The sequence below is a fragment of the Amycolatopsis sp. ATCC 39116 genome, assembly GCF_000231075.2.
Lineage (GTDB): Bacteria > Actinomycetota > Actinomycetes > Mycobacteriales > Pseudonocardiaceae > Amycolatopsis_E > Amycolatopsis_E tucumanensis.
The window spans coordinates 33490-49669 of the sequence record NZ_AFWY03000058.1 but is presented as its reverse complement, the minus strand read 5'-3'; the positions used below and the strand labels follow the sequence as shown (position 1 = coordinate 49669).

At 72.0% G+C, this 16180-nt stretch carries 16 protein-coding genes; 5 read left to right on the top strand and 11 right to left on the bottom strand.

What is annotated here, in order from left to right:
- Positions 1-11: 11 nt before the first annotated feature.
- Genes AMY39116_RS0335865 through AMY39116_RS0335855 form a run of 3 tightly spaced genes read right to left on the bottom strand, consistent with a single transcriptional unit; the run spans position 12 to position 3378 of the window.
- Positions 12-758 (bottom strand): succinate dehydrogenase/fumarate reductase iron-sulfur subunit, encoded by a 747-nt coding sequence (locus AMY39116_RS0335865; RefSeq protein WP_020422416.1) that lies wholly within the window; start codon positions 756-758, stop codon positions 12-14.
- Positions 755-2683: a fumarate reductase/succinate dehydrogenase flavoprotein subunit gene (locus AMY39116_RS0335860; protein WP_020422415.1), complete on the bottom strand. Its 1929-nt coding sequence runs from the start codon at positions 2681-2683 to the stop codon at positions 755-757. The genes AMY39116_RS0335865 and AMY39116_RS0335860 overlap by 4 nt, the downstream gene beginning before the upstream one ends.
- On the bottom strand, positions 2680-3378 hold the full coding sequence (locus AMY39116_RS0335855; RefSeq protein WP_084506212.1) for a succinate dehydrogenase cytochrome b subunit: 699 nt from the start codon (positions 3376-3378) through the stop codon (positions 2680-2682). Before AMY39116_RS0335855 ends, AMY39116_RS0335860 begins: the two co-directional genes overlap by 4 nt.
- Positions 3379-3449: 71 nt before the next feature.
- Here AMY39116_RS0335855 and AMY39116_RS0335850 point away from each other — a divergent pair, with 71 nt between their 5' ends.
- Positions 3450-4370 (top strand): LysR family transcriptional regulator, encoded by a 921-nt coding sequence (locus AMY39116_RS0335850; protein WP_020422413.1) that lies wholly within the window; start codon positions 3450-3452, stop codon positions 4368-4370.
- A gap of 412 nt (positions 4371-4782) precedes the next feature.
- Positions 4783-6699, top strand: a complete 1917-nt coding sequence (dxs, locus tag AMY39116_RS0335845; protein ID WP_020422412.1) for a 1-deoxy-D-xylulose-5-phosphate synthase — start codon at positions 4783-4785, stop codon at positions 6697-6699.
- A gap of 550 nt (positions 6700-7249) precedes the next feature.
- Here dxs and AMY39116_RS0335840 read toward each other — a convergent pair.
- Complete coding sequence (locus AMY39116_RS0335840) at positions 7250-7891, bottom strand: SUMF1/EgtB/PvdO family nonheme iron enzyme (protein WP_020422411.1); 642 nt, start codon at positions 7889-7891, stop codon at positions 7250-7252.
- Positions 7888-8769: an NAD(P)H-binding protein gene (locus AMY39116_RS0335835; RefSeq protein WP_020422410.1), complete on the bottom strand. Its 882-nt coding sequence runs from the start codon at positions 8767-8769 to the stop codon at positions 7888-7890. The genes AMY39116_RS0335840 and AMY39116_RS0335835 overlap by 4 nt, the downstream gene beginning before the upstream one ends.
- 70 nt (positions 8770-8839) lie before the next feature.
- On the opposite strand from AMY39116_RS0335835, the gene AMY39116_RS0335830 reads away from it, so the two are divergent.
- A complete protein-coding gene (locus AMY39116_RS0335830; protein WP_020422409.1) occupies positions 8840-9646 on the top strand; it encodes a LysR family transcriptional regulator in 807 nt (268 codons plus the stop codon).
- Here AMY39116_RS0335830 and AMY39116_RS0335825 read toward each other — a convergent pair whose 3' ends face one another.
- The 6 genes from AMY39116_RS0335825 to AMY39116_RS0335800 form a co-directional block, all read right to left on the bottom strand.
- Positions 9647-11260 (bottom strand): cytosine permease, encoded by a 1614-nt coding sequence (locus AMY39116_RS0335825; RefSeq protein ID WP_020422408.1) that lies wholly within the window; start codon positions 11258-11260, stop codon positions 9647-9649.
- A 205-nt stretch (positions 11261-11465) separates the two neighbouring features.
- The gene (locus tag AMY39116_RS0335820; protein ID WP_020422407.1) at positions 11466-12707 is read right to left on the bottom strand and encodes an NAD(P)/FAD-dependent oxidoreductase; all 1242 of its coding nucleotides are present in this window, start codon (positions 12705-12707) and stop codon (positions 11466-11468) included.
- The gene (locus tag AMY39116_RS0335815) at positions 12700-12918 is read right to left on the bottom strand and encodes a ferredoxin (protein ID WP_020422406.1); all 219 of its coding nucleotides are present in this window, start codon (positions 12916-12918) and stop codon (positions 12700-12702) included. Before AMY39116_RS0335815 ends, AMY39116_RS0335820 begins: the two co-directional genes overlap by 8 nt.
- Positions 12915-13487, bottom strand: coding sequence for a ferric reductase-like transmembrane domain-containing protein (locus tag AMY39116_RS0335810; RefSeq protein WP_039791948.1), 573 nt, complete (start codon positions 13485-13487; stop codon positions 12915-12917). Before AMY39116_RS0335810 ends, AMY39116_RS0335815 begins: the two co-directional genes overlap by 4 nt.
- Positions 13488-13501: 14 nt before the next feature.
- Entirely contained in the window at positions 13502-14137 is a 636-nt protein-coding gene (locus AMY39116_RS44155; RefSeq protein WP_020422404.1) for a DUF4142 domain-containing protein, read from the bottom strand.
- A 58-nt stretch (positions 14138-14195) separates the two neighbouring features.
- Positions 14196-14711 carry a hypothetical protein gene (locus tag AMY39116_RS0335800; RefSeq protein ID WP_039791945.1) on the bottom strand — a complete coding sequence of 172 codons (516 nt, stop codon included), beginning with the start codon at positions 14709-14711 and terminating at the stop codon, positions 14196-14198.
- Between the two features lie 170 nt (positions 14712-14881).
- Here AMY39116_RS0335800 and AMY39116_RS0335795 point away from each other — a divergent pair, with 170 nt between their 5' ends.
- Together AMY39116_RS0335795 and AMY39116_RS0335790 are read left to right on the top strand one after the other, a co-directional pair.
- Complete coding sequence (locus tag AMY39116_RS0335795) at positions 14882-15433, top strand: sigma-70 family RNA polymerase sigma factor (RefSeq protein ID WP_027936516.1); 552 nt, start codon at positions 14882-14884, stop codon at positions 15431-15433.
- Between the two features lie 5 nt (positions 15434-15438).
- Positions 15439-16131 carry an anti-sigma factor gene (locus AMY39116_RS0335790; RefSeq protein WP_027936515.1) on the top strand — a complete coding sequence of 231 codons (693 nt, stop codon included), beginning with the start codon at positions 15439-15441 and terminating at the stop codon, positions 16129-16131.
- The last annotated feature ends 49 nt before the right edge of the window (positions 16132-16180 follow it).

Below are 16180 nucleotides of genomic sequence, written 5' to 3'. Positions count from 1 at the left end.
CCGCCAGCCCATCACCCGGACCGCAACGCGGCTCCCAGCACGTCCCGATTCAGCCGCCCTATCGTGTCCAGCGGAATGCCCTTCGGGCACACCGCCGTGCACTCGCCGCTGTTGGTGCAGCCTCCGAAGCCCTCCGCGTCCTGCGCGGCCACCATCGACACCGCCCGCGCCGGCCGTTCCGGCTCGCCCTGCGGGAGGACCCCCAGGTGCGTCGCCTTGGCGGCGGTGAACAGCATGGCCGAACCGTTCGGGCACGCGGCCACACAAGCGCCGCAGCCGATGCACGCCGCCGCTTCGAAAGCGATGTCCGCCGCCGGCTTCGGCACCGGCGTCGCGTGGGCGTCGGGCGCGCTGCCGGTCGGCGCGGTGATGTACCCGCCCGCTTCGATGATCCGGTCCAGCGCCCCGCGATCCACCACCAGGTCCTTGACCACCGGGAAAGCCCTCGCCCGCCACGGCTCCACCGTCACCGTCTGCCCGTCCGCGAAGTGCCGCAGGTGCAGCTGGCACGTGGTGGTCGCGGCCTGGGGGCCGTGCGCCGTGCCGTCGATCACGACCCCGCACGCCCCGCAAATGCCCTCCCGGCAGTCGTGGTCGAACGCCACCGGCTCCTCGCCCGCGGCGGTGAGGCGCTCGTTCAGCACGTCGAGCACCTCCAGGAACGACATGTCCGGCGACAGGTCGTCCACCTCGTACCGCACCAGCCGGCCGCGGTCCGCCGCGTCCTTCTGCCGCCAGATCTTCAACACGAGTTTCACGAGTAGCTCCGCTGACTGGGTGTGACATGGTCGAACGACAACGCCTCGCGGTGCAGCACCGGCGGCCGGCCCACCCCGGTGAACTCCCACGCGGCCACGTACGAGAACGCCGCGTCGTCGCGCCGCGCCTCGCCGTCGGCGGTCTGGCTCTCCTCCCGGAAGTGCCCGCCGCAGGATTCGGTGCGGTGCAACGCGTCCACGCACATCAGCTCCGCCAGCTCCAGGAAGTCCGCGACCCGCCCGGCCTTCTCCAGCGACTGGTTGAGCGAAGCACCCGAACCCGGCACCCGCAGCCGCGACCAGAACTCCTCGCGCAGCGCCGGGATCAGCTCCAGCGCCTTCCGCAGCCCCGTCTCGCTGCGGCTCATCCCGCAGTGCTCCCACAGCACCGCGCCCAGCTCGCGGTGGAAGTCCTCCGCGGACCGGTCCCCGTCGACGGCCAGCAGCCGCGCGATCCGGTCCTCGACCTCCGCCTGCGTCCCGGACACGTCGCCGACCGCCGGGAACGGGCCGTCGGCCAGGTAGTCGCCGATCGTCGTGGGCAGCACGAAGTACCCGTCCGCGAGGCCCTGCATCAGCGCGCTCGCCCCGAGCCGGTTGGCGCCGTGGTCGGAGAAGTTCGCCTCGCCGATCACGAACAGGCCGGGGATGGTGCTGCGCAGGTCGTAGTCGACCCACAGCCCGCCCATCGTGTAGTGCACGGCCGGGTAGATGCGCATCGGCACCCGGTACGGGTCGTCCCCGGTGATCCGCTCGTACATCGCGAACAGGTTGCCGTAGCGGGATTCCACGCCGTCCCGGCCGAGCCGCTCCAGCGCGTCCGCGAAGTCCAGGTACACCCCGAGCCCGCCGGGCCCGACCCCGCGGCCCGCGTCGCACACGCTCTTCACCGCGCGGGAGGCGATGTCGCGCGGCACGAGGTTCCCGAACGCCGGGTACCGACGCTCCAGGAAGTAGTCGCGCTCCGCTTCCGGGATCTGCGACGGCGGCCGCGTGTCACCGGCCGCGGCGGGCACCCACACCCGCCCGTCGTTGCGCAGGGACTCGCTCATCAACGTCAGCTTCGACTGGTGCCCGCCGCTGACCGGGATGCACGTCGGGTGGATCTGCGTGAAGCACGGGTTGGCGAACAGCGCGCCCCGCCGGTGCGCGCGCCAGATCGCGGTCGCGTTGCAGCCCTTGGCGTTCGTGGACAGGTGGAAGGCGTTGCCGTACCCGCCGGTGGCCAGCACCACCGCGTCCGCGACGTGTGTGGAGATCTCGCCGGTGACCAGGTTCCGCACCACGACCCCGCGTGCCCGGCCGTCCACCACGACCAGATCGAGCATCTCGGTGCGCGGGTGCATCGCGATCCGTCCGAGGTGGATCTGCCGCGCCATCGCCTGGTAAGCGCCGAGCAGCAGCTGCTGCCCGGTCTGCCCGCGGGCGTAGAAGGTCCGGGACACCTGCGCCCCGCCGAACGAGCGCGTGTCCAGCAGCCCGCCGTACTCCCGCGCGAACGGCACGCCCTGGGCCACGGCCTGGTCGATGATCCGCACGCTCAGCTCGGCCAGACGGTGCACATTGGACTCCCGCGCCCGGAAGTCGCCGCCCTTCACCGTGTCGTAGAAGAGCCGGTGGACGCTGTCGCCGTCGCCGCGGTAGTTCTTGGCCGCGTTGATCCCGCCCTGAGCGGCGATGCTGTGCGCGCGGCGCGGGCTGTCCTGGTAGCAGAACGAGCGGACCTGGTAGCCCAGTTCGGCCAGGGTCGCCGCGGCGGACGCGCCGGCCAGGCCGGTGCCGACCACGATGACCGAGAGCCGTCGCCGGTTGGCGGGGTTGACCAGGCGGGCGGTGAACCGCCGCCGCTCCCAGCGCTGTTCGAGCGGGACGTCCGGCGCGCGGGTGTCGGAAATCGGGGTTCCTTCGACGAACACGGTGCTCACCCGGCCAATCCGGTGACGACGGCGAACGGGACGGACAGGTACCCGGCGGTGACGGCGACCGCGACGCCGAGCGCGACGCCCTGCGCGGTGCGTCGCGCGGCGCCGGACGTGCCCAGGCTCTGCAGCGCGCTCCACAGGCCGTGCCGGATGTGGAACCCGAGCGCGACCACGGCCAGCGTGTAGAACAGCGTCACGTACCAGAGCCGGAAGTCGGCGACGACGTTGTCGTGCACCGCGCCCGGCACGCCGTTCGGGTTGAGGTGCCCGGTGGTCAGGTCGAGCACGTGGTAGACGACGAACAACGCGAGGATCACCCCGCCCCAGCGCATGGTGCGTGCCGCGTAGTCGCCCTGGACGCGCCCGCGGTGGGCGTATCGGACCGGCCGGGCGGCCCGGGCGCGACGCGCGAGACGAGCCGCGGTGAGAGCGTGCAGCACGACGCAGACGACCAGCCCGGCGCGCAGCACCCAGAGGAACCCGGAGTGCCCGAGGACGCTGTCCAGGATCGTGCGCAGCCAGGCCGCGTAGTGGTCGAAGCTCGCCGCGGACACGAAGAACTTCAGGTTGCCCAGCATGTGCGCGATGACGAAGAGCAGCAGGAGCAGGCCGGTCACGGCCATGATCACCTTCTGCCCGACGGTCGAGGACCACAGCCGGCGTGGTCGTGGTGGTGCGGAACGTTCGAGAAGGGCCACGTGGGCAGCGTGCGGCCCGCGGTGACGAGTCGTCCAATATATCGAAGCGCTAGAGACGATAGCCTGAAGCTATGACCTTGCAGCAGTTGCTGTACTTCCTGGCCGTGGCCGAGACACGGCACTTCACGCGCGCCGCCGAGCGCACGTATGTGGCGCAGCCCTCACTGAGCAAGCAGGTCCGCGCGCTGGAGGACGAGCTGGGCGCGCCGCTGTTCAGCCGGGCGCGGGGCAACGTCACGCTCACCCCGGCCGGCGAGGCGCTGCTGCCGATCGCGCGGCGCATCGCCGCCGACGTCGACACCGCGCGGCTGGAGGTCGCCGAGCTGGTCGGACTGCGCCGCGGCCGGGTCCGGGTGGGCGCGACGCCGAGCCTGTGCGTCACCGTGTTCGCCGACGTGCTGCACCGCTTCCACCGCGAGTACCCGGGCATCGAGCTGGTGGTCGAGGAGAGCGGGTCGAAGGACCTGGTGCGGGCGCTGACGCACGGCGAGCTGGACCTGGCGGTGCTGATCGCGGCCGGGGAGGAGGCGGCCCTGACGACAGTGCCGCTGCTGCGGGAGCGGCTGGTGGTGGCCTCGCCCGCCGGGGTGGACCTGGGCGAGGAGGTCCGGCTGGCGGAGCTGCGCGACCGGCCGCTGGTGATGTTCCGGGAGGGCTACGACCTGCGGGACACCACCCTGCAGGCCTGCCTCGCCGCCGGGTTCACGCCGGTGTTCGCGGCGCAGGGCGGGGAGATGGACGCCGTGCTCCGGTTCGTCGAGGTGGGGCTGGGGGTCGCGGTGGTGCCGAGCCCGGTGCTCGCCGGGCGGCCTGCGCTGCGTGGGACGCCGCTGACCGCACCGGAGATCACCCGGACGATCGCGCTGGCTCAGCGGACGGACGTGGCGCCGACCAACGCGGCCCGCGCGTTCCGGGAGACGCTGCTCACCCACCTGGACGAGCTGCACCGGGCCGGGACGCTGCCTGCCGGGGTGGAGCTGGCCGGGCGGTGAGCCGCTGTGCTGACCCCGAGCCGCGGCAGCCGCACTGACGGCACCCACCCCGCAGCGCCCGGGTCCAACCCGTCACCCGCACGCTCGGTCCGCTTGGTCGTCGGCACCTGGCCCGCGGCTGATCTCGCCCGCCCCGCCACCCACACCAGTCTTGATCGGTTCAGCAATCCCGTGGCCTGATGTAACGCCACGCCTGGCCGGACCCGATCTCACGGGATGTCACCACGTGCGCACCCCGGTGCGTCATGTCAGTGAGACAGTGTTCACACGGTCGCGGCAGCGGCAGGCACCTTCTCACCGCGTGATCAGTGACCCGGGACGCGCGGGGCGGCCGGAGGACTACGGTTCTCCGTAGACTGACTGGACGCGCCCTGGCGGGCAGGGCGAGGTATCTATGCGGGTGAGGTGGAAAGTGACGCTGCTGGAGTCCGTGCACGGACCGGCCGACCTGAAGCGCATGGGACACGGCCAGCTCGAGCATCTGGCGGGGGAGATCCGCGACTTCCTGGTCGACAAGGTCCGCCGCTCCGGCGGCCACCTCGGCCCCAACCTCGGCGTGGTCGAGCTGACCCTGGCGCTGCACCGGGTGTTCGACTCGCCGAAGGACGCGATCGTCTGGGACGTCGGTCACCAGTGCTACGTGCACAAGATCGTGACCGGCCGGCACACCGAGTTCGACCTGCTGCGCCAGCAGGGCGGGCCCTCGGGCTATCCGTCCCGTGAGGAGAGCGAGCACGACCTGGTGGAGAACAGCCACGCCTCCACCGCGTTGTCCTATGTGGACGGCCTGTCGAAGGCGTTCGAGCTCGCCGGCGGCGGGCGGCACGCGGTGGCGGTCGTCGGGGACGGCGCGCTGACCGGCGGCATGTGCTGGGAGGCGCTGAACAACATCGCCGCCGAGCCGGGCCGTCCCGTGGTGATCGTGGTCAACGACAACGGCCGGTCCTACTCGCCGACGATCGGCGGGTTCGCCGAGCACTTGGCTTCGCTGCGGCTGCAGCCGGGCTACGAGCGCATGCTCGACGGCGGGCGTGAGCTGCTGCTCAACACGCCGGTGGTGGGCAAACCGATCTACGCGGCGCTGCACGCGGCGAAGGCCGGCATCAAGGACGCGCTGAGCCCGCAGGAGATGTTCTCCGACCTCAAGCTGAAGTACCTCGGCCCGGTCGACGGTCACGACATCGCGGCGCTGGAGAAGGCGTTCCAGGCGGCGAAGGCGTTCGGCGGGCCGGTCGTCGTGCACGCGGTCACCGAGAAGGGCCACGGTTACCCGCCCGCGGTGAACCACGAGGCCGACCAGATGCACCAGACCGACCCGATCGACCCGGAGACCGGCCTGCCCAAGCCGAAGGGCCTGAGCTGGACCGCCGTGTTCGGGGACGAGCTGGCGCGCATCGGCGAGGAGCGCGAGGACGTCGTGGCGATCACCGCCGCGATGCTGCGCTCGACGGGACTGCACGAGTTCGCCGAGCGGCACCCGGACCGCTGGTTCGACGTGGGCATCGCCGAGCAGCACGCGCTGACCTCGGCCGCGGGTCTCGCGATGGGCGGGCTGCACCCGGTGGTGGCGGTGTACTCGACGTTCCTCAACCGGGCGTTCGACCAGCTGCTGATGGACGTGGCGCTGCACCGCCAGCCGGTCACGCTGGTCCTGGACCGGGCCGGCATCACCGGGCCGGACGGGCCGAGCCACCACGGCATGTGGGACCTGTCGCTGCTGGGCATGGTGCCCGGCATCCGGGTCGCCGCGCCGCGCGACGCGCAGACGATGCGCGAGGAGCTGCGGGAGGCGGTCGCGGTGTCCGACGGGCCGACCGCGCTGCGGTTCTCCAAGGGCAGCGTGACCGAGTCGGTGCCCGCGGTGGAGCGCATCGGCGTGGTCGACGTGCTGCGGCGGCCGCGGGAAGGCGCGGGCGCCGACGTGCTGCTGGTCGCGGTGGGCGCGTTCGCGCCGCTCGGGCTGGCCGCCGCCGAGCGGCTGGCCGACCAGGGCATCGGCGTGACGGTCGTCGACCCGCGGTGGGTGCTGCCGGTGCCGCGCGAGCTGGTCGGCCTGGCGAGTGAGCACCGGCTGGTCGTGACGGTCGAGGACAGCGGCAGGCACGGCGGTTTCGGCAGCGCGCTGGCATCCGTGCTGCGGGACGCCGAGTGCGACGTGCCGCTGCGGGACCTGGCCGTGCCGCAGGAGTTCCTGCCGCACGCCTCGCGCGAGGAGGTGCTCGCCAGCGTGGGCCTGACGGCGCAAGACGTCGCGCGGCGCGTGACGGAGTGGGCGTCGAACCTGATCGGCGAGGCGCAGCCGGCGGCGGCCGAGGCGCCGACCGAGTAGGACGGACACCGCGCGGGCCGCGCTCCGGGTGGGGCGCGGCCCGCGGCGGTGGGTTCATCGGTGGAGAAGCACCGGCCCGGTGCCGGTGAGTGGCCGCGCGTGAGCGCGGCTTGGTCGTGCTCACGCGCGGCCACCGATCAGGGCGCGACCACTTCCAGGGCACGGGCTGTCCCGGCTGCGCGGCGGCGGCACCTCAGTGGTTTAGACCAGCGACAGCGCTGGATCCGCGCGCCCCGCCCAGCCGCGCATGGTATTGGCCGGGCGAGGCCGGCCCGGGCGAGGCGCTGTCCGGTGGCCATCTCACGCGTGGCCACCAAGCGGGGCGCGGCCACCGAGCGGTGCGCAGGCCGGCCCGCCTGGGCGGCGGGCGGCACCACGCTGGCGTAGACCGGCGACAGCACAAGAGCCCCGCGCCCCGCTCTGTCGGAGCTGGCCACCGGAAAAGGCCGGGCGGAGCGCGGCCGTTTCCACGGCACCGGCGGGCCCCGGGTGTGCCACTGCGCGGCGGGCGGCACCACACTGGCGTAGACCAGCCGGACCCGCGCCGCGGTCAGCCGGAGCGGGTCACCCGGAAACCGACGTCGTCGCTGCGGAAGGATGGGTGGCTGCGCCGCCGGACGGAGGCTCGGCAGCTCCAGTGCTCGTCGAACCAGCCGCCGCCGCGCAGGACCCGGTACGGGCCGTACACCTCGGCGTCGTAGACGTCCCAGCACCAGTCCGACGCGTTGCCGATCATGTCGTGCAACCCCCACGCGTTCGGGCGCTTCTCGCCGACCTCGTGGATCCGCTCGCCGGAATTCCCGCGGTGCCAAGCGATCTCATCCAGGTCGCCGTACCGCGGGCCGTCCGTTCCGGCGCGGCAGGCGTGTTCCCACTCCGCCTCGGTGGGCAGGCGGTAGCCGTCCGCATCCTGGTCCCACTCCACGTCATCCCCGAACGAGTACACTGGGGACAGTCCTTGATGGACGGACAACGCGTTGCAGAACCGCACCGCGTCGGACCACGTCACGCTCTCCACCGGCAGTTCCGAACCCCGGGAAGCGCTGGGACGCGAACCGGTCACCGCCGCGTACTGCGCCTGCGTCACCTGGTGCGCCGCCATCCGGAAGGGCGCCACCTCGACGGCCCAGCTGCGCTGCGTGCGCCGGTCGGACACCGTCACACTCCCGCCCGGAACGGCGATCATCTTCACCCAGCGGATGCTACCGCCGGCCGCAGAACCTCCTCGCACCACTGGCGCAACGTCGTCGGCGTGGTGGCTTCCGGCGTGCGGGGTTCCGCGTTGTCCAGGCCCGCGTTCTTGGCCGCCGCCATGTCGATCATGCCCTGCGCCATCGCCTCGGACCAGCCCCGCTGCCGCAGACCCGCCTTCAACGCCTCGGCCGAGAGCTGCTCGAACCGCACCGGCTTGCCCAGCACGTCCGACATGATCTCCGCCACCTCCAGATAAGTGAGGTCCTCCGGCCCGAGCACCGGCACCTCGCCGTGGCCGCTCCACGAATCGTCGAGCAGCAGCCGGGCGGCGGCGTCGGCGATGTCCTTCGTCGCGCACAGTGGCCGCCGGTGGTCCGGGACGGCCATCTCGGCGAACACCCCGTCCCGCGCGATCGACGGCACCTGCCAGAGGAGGTTGTCCATGAAGGTCGGCATCGTCAGCGCCCGGTACTGGACGCCGGTGCTCGCGATCAGGTCGTCCATCGCCAGCGACGCCGACACGTGCCCGGCGTTGACCGCCACGCCGCGACCGACGGCCGACACCCCGACCACCCGCAGGTCCCGGGCGCGGAACACCTCGCACGCGGGACGGGTGAAGTCCAGGAACGCGGCGTCCAGGCTTTCGGCGGAGTGGTTCGGCGGGAGGAGCCAGAAGACCGCGTCGGCGTCCGCGAACGCCTTGCCGACGGTCTCGGGGTCGCCATGCGAGCCGATGACGACCTCGGCCTTTTCGCGGACCTCCGCGGTGAGCCGGGACGGGTCGCGCACGATGACGCGAACCGGCGCGTCCGCGGCGAGCAGGGATTCGGTGAGCTGCCGGCCGATGCGGCCGGTCGGTGCGGTTACCACGATCATGGGATCCACCCTCCGCCCGCACGGCGCCGATCGTCCAATACCTCTTCGCGGACATTGATACCCTTCCGGTATGGATCTGGATCTGCGCAAGCTGCGGTACTTCACCGCCGTCGCCGAGCACGGGCACTTCGGCCGCGCGGCCGAGCGGCTGCACATCGCGCAGCCGGTGCTGAGCAGGCAGATCCGCGCGCTGGAACGGGAACTGGGCTGCGAGCTGCTCGAGCGCACCACGCGTTCGGTGCGGCTGACGCCGGCCGGTGAGCAGCTGTACGCGGACGCGCCCGGCGTCCTGGCGGCGGCGGTGGCCGCGACCCGCCGGGCGTACGGCGCGGCGCGGGGTGCGCGGCGGCTGGTGCTCGGGTTCGCGCCAGGGCTCACCGTCTCGCCCGCGGTCCGGGCGTTCGCGCAGGCGCACCCGGGCGTCGAGGTCGAGCTGCTGCACCTCAACTGGTTCGAACAGGCCGAGGCGATGCGTGACGGCCGCGCCGACGTCGGGTACCTGCGACAGCCGTTCGACCGCGCCGGCCTGAAGACCCTCCGCGTCGGCAGCGAGCCGAAGGTCGTGTGCCTGCCCGCCGCGCACCCGCTGGCCGCGCGGCGACGCGTCCGGCACGCCGATCTCGACGGCGAACACGTCATCGACGCGCAGACCAGGCGGATCAGCACGATCGAGGAGAAGCTGGAGCTCGTCGCGGCCGGTCTCGGCATCACGATGATCCCGCGCAGCGTGGCGCGCTACTACTCGCGGCCGGACGTGGTCCACCGGACCATCAGCGACGCCGAGGAGTTCGAAATCTGCCTCGCCGTCGCCGACGGGCACCGGCGCCCGCACCTGGAGGACTTCGTCGCGATCGCGGCGCGGGCCCTGTCCGGTTGACTATGCGGGCAGCACGTGCGCGCCCGTGCGGTCGGTGCTCAGGCACAGCGAGCAAATCGTGCCGCCGGCCGCGCTCGCCGTCATGTCCGGGCGCTCGTAGGGCTCGCCGCACACCACGCAGTCGTAGCGGGTGCCGCTCGGGTTGCCGTCGGCGTCCAGCAGCGGCTCGGTGATGCCGTCGTCCGTGCGGCGCAGGTAGTACCGGCCGCGGGTCAGGATCGCCACCAGCGGGGTCAGCACCACCGCGATCACCACCGCAACCAGCGGCGAGTACGGCTGTATCGCGTCCCCGAACAGTCCGAAGTAGACCGCGATGGACAGGGCCGACGAGGCCACGAAGGACACCACCCCGACCGGGTTGACCGCGTAGAGCATCCCGCGCCGGAACTCCGGCTGCTTCGGCGACAGCTTGAGCAGGTACTTGTTGACCCCGATGTCGGTGGCGACCGTGACGACCCAGGCCATCGCGCAGTTGGAGTAGAAGCTGAGCACGTTGTTGAGGAAGCTGAACATGTTCGCCTCCATCAGGACCAGCGCGATCGCGAGGTTGACCAGCACGAAGACCAGGCGCCCCGGGTAGTGCTTGGTGACGCGGGTGAACGAGTTCGTCCACGCCAGCGACCCGGAGTAGGCGTTGGTGACGTTGATCTTCACCTGGCTGAGCACGACCAGCACGAGCGCCAGCGGGACGACCAGCCACGGCGGCATCATCTGCTTGAACACGCCGGTGAACTGCTCGATCGGCTCGACCGCGGCCGCCGCGCCGACGGCGTCGAGGACGTAGACCGCCATGAACACGCCGATCGCCTGCTTGACGGCGCCGAACAGCACCCAGCCGGGCCCGGCCAGCACGACCGACGTCCACCAGGCGCGCCGGTTCTCGGCCGTGCGCGGCGGCATGAAGCGCAGGTAGTCGATCTGCTCGCCGATCTGCCCCATCAGCGAGAGGCACACGCCCGCGCCGAGCATCACCGCCGCCGTGCTCAGGCCGGAACCGCCGGTGCCTTCGTGCGACAGCCAGCGCGACACCGAATCCGGGTCCTGGACGATGAGGAACACCAGCGGGGCGACCATCAGCAGCAGCCACAGCGGGTTGGTCCAGCTCTGCAGCTTCGCAAGCGCTTTCATGCCGTAGATCACCAGCGGGATGATGACCAAAGTGGACACCAGGTACCCCAGCCACAGCGGCAGGCCCAGCGCGTAGCGGAGCCCTTGCGCCATGATCGAGCCCTCGGTGGCGAAGAAGATGAACGTGAAGCTGGCGAAGATGACGCTGGTGATGACCGAGCCGTAGTAGCCGAAGCCGGAGCCGCGGGTGATGAGGTCGAGGTCGATGTTGTAGCGCGCGCCGTAGTAGGCCAGCGGGAAGCCGGTGACGAAGATGACGACCGCCGCCACGCCGATCGCGAGCAGGGCGTTGCCGGTGCCGTGCGTCAGGCCGATGCCCGCGCCGATCGAGAAGTCGGCCATGTACGCGATGCCGCCGAGCGCCGAGGCGCCGACGACCGCCGGCGTCCACCGCCGGTAGGTCCGCGGCGCGAAGCGGAGGGTGTAGTCCTCCAGGGTTTCCTTGGTGGCCTGGCGCTGAACCGGTGGAGCCGTCGTCGCATCCATGACCGGCGACGCTAGGAAGCCGCTGTTGCCAACGGTTTGTCCCCCGGTGACGGCCAGGTTTCCCCGTGTTACCCGGCGATCCGCGGGTGCCTCCGGCGGAGCACCGGAGGCACCCGCAGCCGTTGGCCCGGCGGTGGCCGTTCCGTGGGGGAGTGCGGCAGCCGCTGACGCACCGACAGCCGTTCCGTGGGGAGTCCGGCGCCCGCTAGCCCACCGACAGCCACTCCGCCGGGGAGTCCGGCACTCGCTCGGTGTCGGCGGGTTCGGGCGCCGGAACCGTCGCCGGGGCAGGCAGCCGGCGGTGCAGTTCCGCGGTCCAGTTCAGCATCGCCCGCGGGCGGTCCCACCCGGCGGCCCCGACGAGCTTCCCGCCGCGCACGAAACCCGTCACGCCCTGCGCGAGCTGCACCGTGTCGTCCGCCAGCGCGGGCATGCCGACCATCTGCAGCCGCGCGTCGTAGAGGCTCGACCACGCCCGCGGCATCGGCGTGAACGGCTGCGCGGCACGGCGGCCCGCCATCAGGTTCTCCGCCGCCGCGCGACCGGACTCCACCGCGTTGAGCCAGTGCTCGACCCGCCGCGGCACCTCGTCGAACCGCAGGTTGGGCCAGCACGCGATGTCCCCGGCGACCACGACGTCGTCCGCGTCGACGGCGAACAGCGTCGACTCGCACAGCACCCCGTCGTCGATCACCAGCCCGGAACCGCGCAGCCAGTCGACCGCGGGCACGCTGCCGATCGCCAGGATCACGCAACTGGCCACGACCAGCTTGTTGTTGGTCAGGTGCAGCCCGAACGCGTCCTTCGTCTCGATCCAGTGCCGCACCTCCGACCGCATCGCCAGGCTCGCGCGGTGCTTCAGCTGGATGTCGGTGACCGCTTCGGCGATGCGTGTGCCGAACCGGTGCAGCGGCGCCCGCGCGTGCCCGACCAGCGTCACGTCGCGGCCCATCTGCCGCATGCTCGCGGCGAACTCGCACCCGATCAGCCCGCTGCCGATCACCACGGCCGGCTTGTTGCTGGCCGCCAGCGCCTTCCGCACCGCGGCCGCGTCCTCGACCGTGCGCAGCACCCGCACCCGTGGATCGTGCCGCGGCGAACCGGGCAGGTGCCGCGGCACCACCCCGGTCGCGATGACCAGCCCGTCGTACCACAGCTCCTCGCCGCCGGGCAGGTGCACGACGCGCTGCAGCGTGTCCAGGTGCGTCGCGCGGGTGCCCAGCCGCCAGTGCGCGTCGAGGTCGGTGTAGGTCTGCAACGTCGCGTCGGACGGGCGGACCGTGCCCATCATCAGCTGCTTGGACACCATCGGCCGGTGGTAGGGCTTGCGCGCCTCGTCGCCGACGATCACCAGTTCGCCGTCGAAACCCAGTTCCCGCAACCGTTCCGCGGCACGCAGCCCGGCCACGCCCGCGCCCACGATCACGATCCGGTCGCCGTCACTCATCGGAGATCCCCTTGATCTGGATGGCCTGCATGGGGCAGCTGCGGGCGGCGGCGACCGCGGGCTCCCAGTCCTCGTCCGTCAGCCGGCTCCGGTACCGCAGCCGGCCGTTGCGCTCCAGCTCGAACAGTCCCGGCGCCTCCCACTGGCAGGTGCCGAACAGCTCGCACCGCTCGTTGTTCACGCTCACGCGTGGTCCCTTGCGCAGCTTCACACCAGCTCCTCGACCAGTCCGATGCGCTCCAGGACCCGCGCGGGCAGGAACCGCAGCACGGCCAGCGTCACCGTGGGCACCAGCAGCGTGATCCCGCCGAGCCACAGCAGCGCGAGGTGCCCGTTGGCGATCGCGCCGAAGAACGAGTGCAGCGCGGTCAGCGCGACCGCCGGGTAGGCCAGCCGGTGCACCCACAGCCAGCGGCGATAGGCGGTGTAGCGCTGCAGGCCCGCGGTGAGCGCGACGGCGAGCATCAGCTCGATGCCGATGATGCCGAAGCTGTGCCGCGCCAGCCCGGTCAGCGGCACGGTCAGCTGCGCCACGGTGAACGCGCCGCTGGTCAGGAACAGGAACGACAGGGCGTGGATCGCGCCGAAGGCCAGCGCCAGCGTGGCCAGCGCGATGTGCCCGCTGCGCAGCGCTTTCCGGCCGGTGATGTTGCGGACCCAGCCGGTCGCGGTCAGCACGCCCCAGCACAGCGTCAGGCACATGAACGCGTACGCCAGCCGTGCCGAGAAGGCCGCGACACCGCGCAAACCGGTGTCGGCCGTCTGCTGCGCGAGCGGCATCAGGGACTCGAGTGTCACGTCTTGTCTCCAGCTTTCAGTCGTCTGGCGGGGTGGCGGATCAGCCACAGCACGAGCACCGTCGCTCCGCAGAGCAGCGCGGCCAGCACGACGGTGGTGATGACGTCGGTGGCCGCCAGGTCGAGGGCCGCGCCAGCGGAGGCGGACGCCGTGCCGGATTGCGGCTGGGGCAGCTGCGTGTAGTCGACGAGGCCGGTGCTCTCCAGCAGCGTGATGTGCCGGAGCACCACCTGGTTCGCGGCGGCGGCGAACGCGCGGATCTCGTCGTCGCGGGTGTTCGCGCGCACCTGCGCGATGACGCCGAACACCACGCCGTGCGCCGCGCGCAGGCGGTTGGCGAAGACCCGCTCGAAGTCGGCGGCCGTCGGCGCGTCGCGCATCTCCACGAGCCAGCGCTGCTGGTCGGCCGTCGGCTGGTCGGGCAGGATCACGCCGCGCCGCTGGGCCAGGTCGCGCACCTGCACGTCGAGCCGCCCGTGGTCGACCATCAACGTCATGCCGACGTCCTTCACGTGCTCGTCGCGGGCGCGGGTGCGGGCCCAGTCGCCCGCGGGCATCTCCCACAGCCCGGCCTGCCGGACGCGGATCAGCAGATCGCGGTCGGCGGCGCTCAATTCGGTCTGCGCGGTCACATTCCGTGGTACGGCCAATTGGACGAACAACACGACCAGGATCAGGGTCAGGAATCGTCTAGAGGCCGAACGCATCAGTTCGTCCCGGATCGCTCGCGGCCTGCACTTTGTTCCCGTCCGGGGTGACCGGGAACCACGCGTCGCCCGATCCCATCCCGCCCGTTTCGCCGGGCATTTCGTCGGGCCGGTAGCGGTACAGCGGGTGCCCGGCGAGCGTCACCTGGTCCGTGCCGTCGGCCCGGGTGAGGGATCCGACGAGCGCCGGGTCGATGCCGCGCAGCTGCTGCGCCGCGGTCGCGGGCACGGGCTGCCACGTCCGGGTGCACGCGCTGTCACACGCGGACCGCGGCGGGGCGGTGGTGTCCTTGTCGTAGCGGTACAAGGTGAATCCCGCGCCGTCGACCACGATGCGGCCGAGGTCGAAGGCGCGCACGGCGTTGAGCGCCGGCGCGGCCTCCGCCGCGGGAACGGACTGCGGCGGCAGCGGCGCGGGGGAGCCGGTGTCGCACGCGGTGATCACCGCGAGGGCCACGCAACCGGTGGCCAGCGGTGTCAGCGCAGGGGATCGGGGCACGTCGGGACGCCTTCCTGGAATCCACAGTGGACGGAAAAGGTCCGGGTCGCGGGGGATCGGCCCGGGAACTGTCAGCGGGGTATACGACGGCGGCGCGGAAGCGGTTCAAAGAATTTTTCCGCGAATTTCGCACTGGACTCCGCGACCGGAATACCGCAAAGATGTCCGCCGTGGGACGCCACAGCCGAATTCTCCGCACCGTGGTCGAGCCGGTGCCCGACGCGGGCCAGGACGACGACCTGGCCACCGCCCTCTACCGGGAGTTCGGCCGCCCCCTGCTCGCGTTCGTGATCACCCTGACCGGGGGTGACCGTCTGTGGGCCGAGGACGTCGTGCAGGAGACCCTGATCAGGGCCTGGCGCAACGCCGACAAGCTCGACCGGGAGCCGGAGATGCTGCGGGCGTGGCTGCACACCGTGGCCCGCCGCATCGTGATCGACGGCTGGCGCAGCCGCCGCGCGCGGCCCCAGGAGGTCGAGGAGCCCGACGCGAACTCCGTCGGGGTGCCGGACGAATCGGACAGGACCCTGGCCGCGATGATGCTGTACGAAGCACTGCAGACCCTGTCCGCGGAGCACCGGGAGGCGGTCCTGCAGACCTACCTGCACGGCCGCACGGTCAACGAGGCGGCCGAGACGCTCGGTGTGCCGCCGGGGACCGTGAAGTCCCGGATCTACCACGCCGTGCGGGCGTTGCGCCGCTCGCTGCGGGAGCGGGGGTGAGCGGCATGGGCAAACCGGCGCACACCGACATCGCCGCCTACGTCCTCGGCGTGCTCGATGACGCCGACAACGCGGCGTTCGAGGCGCACCTGCTGGACTGCCCGAACTGCCAGCTCGACCTCCTGGAGATGCACGAGCTGCCGGACCTGCTCGACGAGATCCGCCGCTACTGGCCGGAACCGCCGGTTCCCGCGCCGCGGGTGCTGGCGCCGATGCTCGACGAGGTCGCCGCGATCCGCCGCCGCCGCACCCTGGTGCGCCGGGTGCTGGCCGTCGCGGCTCTGCTGCTGATCATCGCCGGGCCGCTGGTGACGCTGGCCGTCGTCCCGTCGCAGACCCCGGCGCCGGTCGCGGCCAGTACGCCGCCACCCCCGCCGTCGTCACCCTCGTCGCCGGGCGCGAGCCGGTTCACCGGCAGCGAGACCGGCCAGGCGCTGCGCACCGAGGTGCTGGTGATGCCGACCAGCTGGGGCGCCGCGGTCCGGCTCGACCTGACCGGCGTCGCCGGCCCGCTGCGCTGCCACCTCGTCGCCGTCGACTGGAGCGGGCACGAGGAGACCGTCGCGAGCTGGACGGTGCCCGCCGGCGCGGTGGACCCGTTGCTCATCTCCGGCGGCACCGCGTTCGGTCCAGGGGACATCGAGAAGTTCCAGATCCGCACCGAGTCCGGCGCGGTGCTCGCCAGCATCGAGCGCTGAGCAGGCATTATAACGACGCGATAACGCGCGGATCGCGTTTTGAACTCGG

Excerpts from the sequence above, each read along its gene's own strand:
- AMY39116_RS0335850 (WP_020422413.1), top strand. The coding sequence starts at position 3,450 with ATGACCTTGCAGCAGTTGCTGTACTTCCTGGCCGTGGCCGAGACACGG.
- AMY39116_RS0335835 (WP_020422410.1), bottom strand. The coding sequence starts at position 8,769 with ATGATCGTGGTAACCGCACCGACCGGCCGCATCGGCCGGCAGCTCACC.
- AMY39116_RS0335830 (WP_020422409.1), top strand. The coding sequence starts at position 8,840 with ATGGATCTGGATCTGCGCAAGCTGCGGTACTTCACCGCCGTCGCCGAG.
- AMY39116_RS0335825 (WP_020422408.1), bottom strand. The coding sequence starts at position 11,260 with ATGGATGCGACGACGGCTCCACCGGTTCAGCGCCAGGCCACCAAGGAA.
- AMY39116_RS0335820 (WP_020422407.1), bottom strand. The coding sequence starts at position 12,707 with ATGAGTGACGGCGACCGGATCGTGATCGTGGGCGCGGGCGTGGCCGGG.
- AMY39116_RS0335810 (WP_039791948.1), bottom strand. The coding sequence starts at position 13,487 with ATGCCGCTCGCGCAGCAGACGGCCGACACCGGTTTGCGCGGTGTCGCG.
- AMY39116_RS0335790 (WP_027936515.1), top strand. The coding sequence starts at position 15,439 with ATGGGCAAACCGGCGCACACCGACATCGCCGCCTACGTCCTCGGCGTG.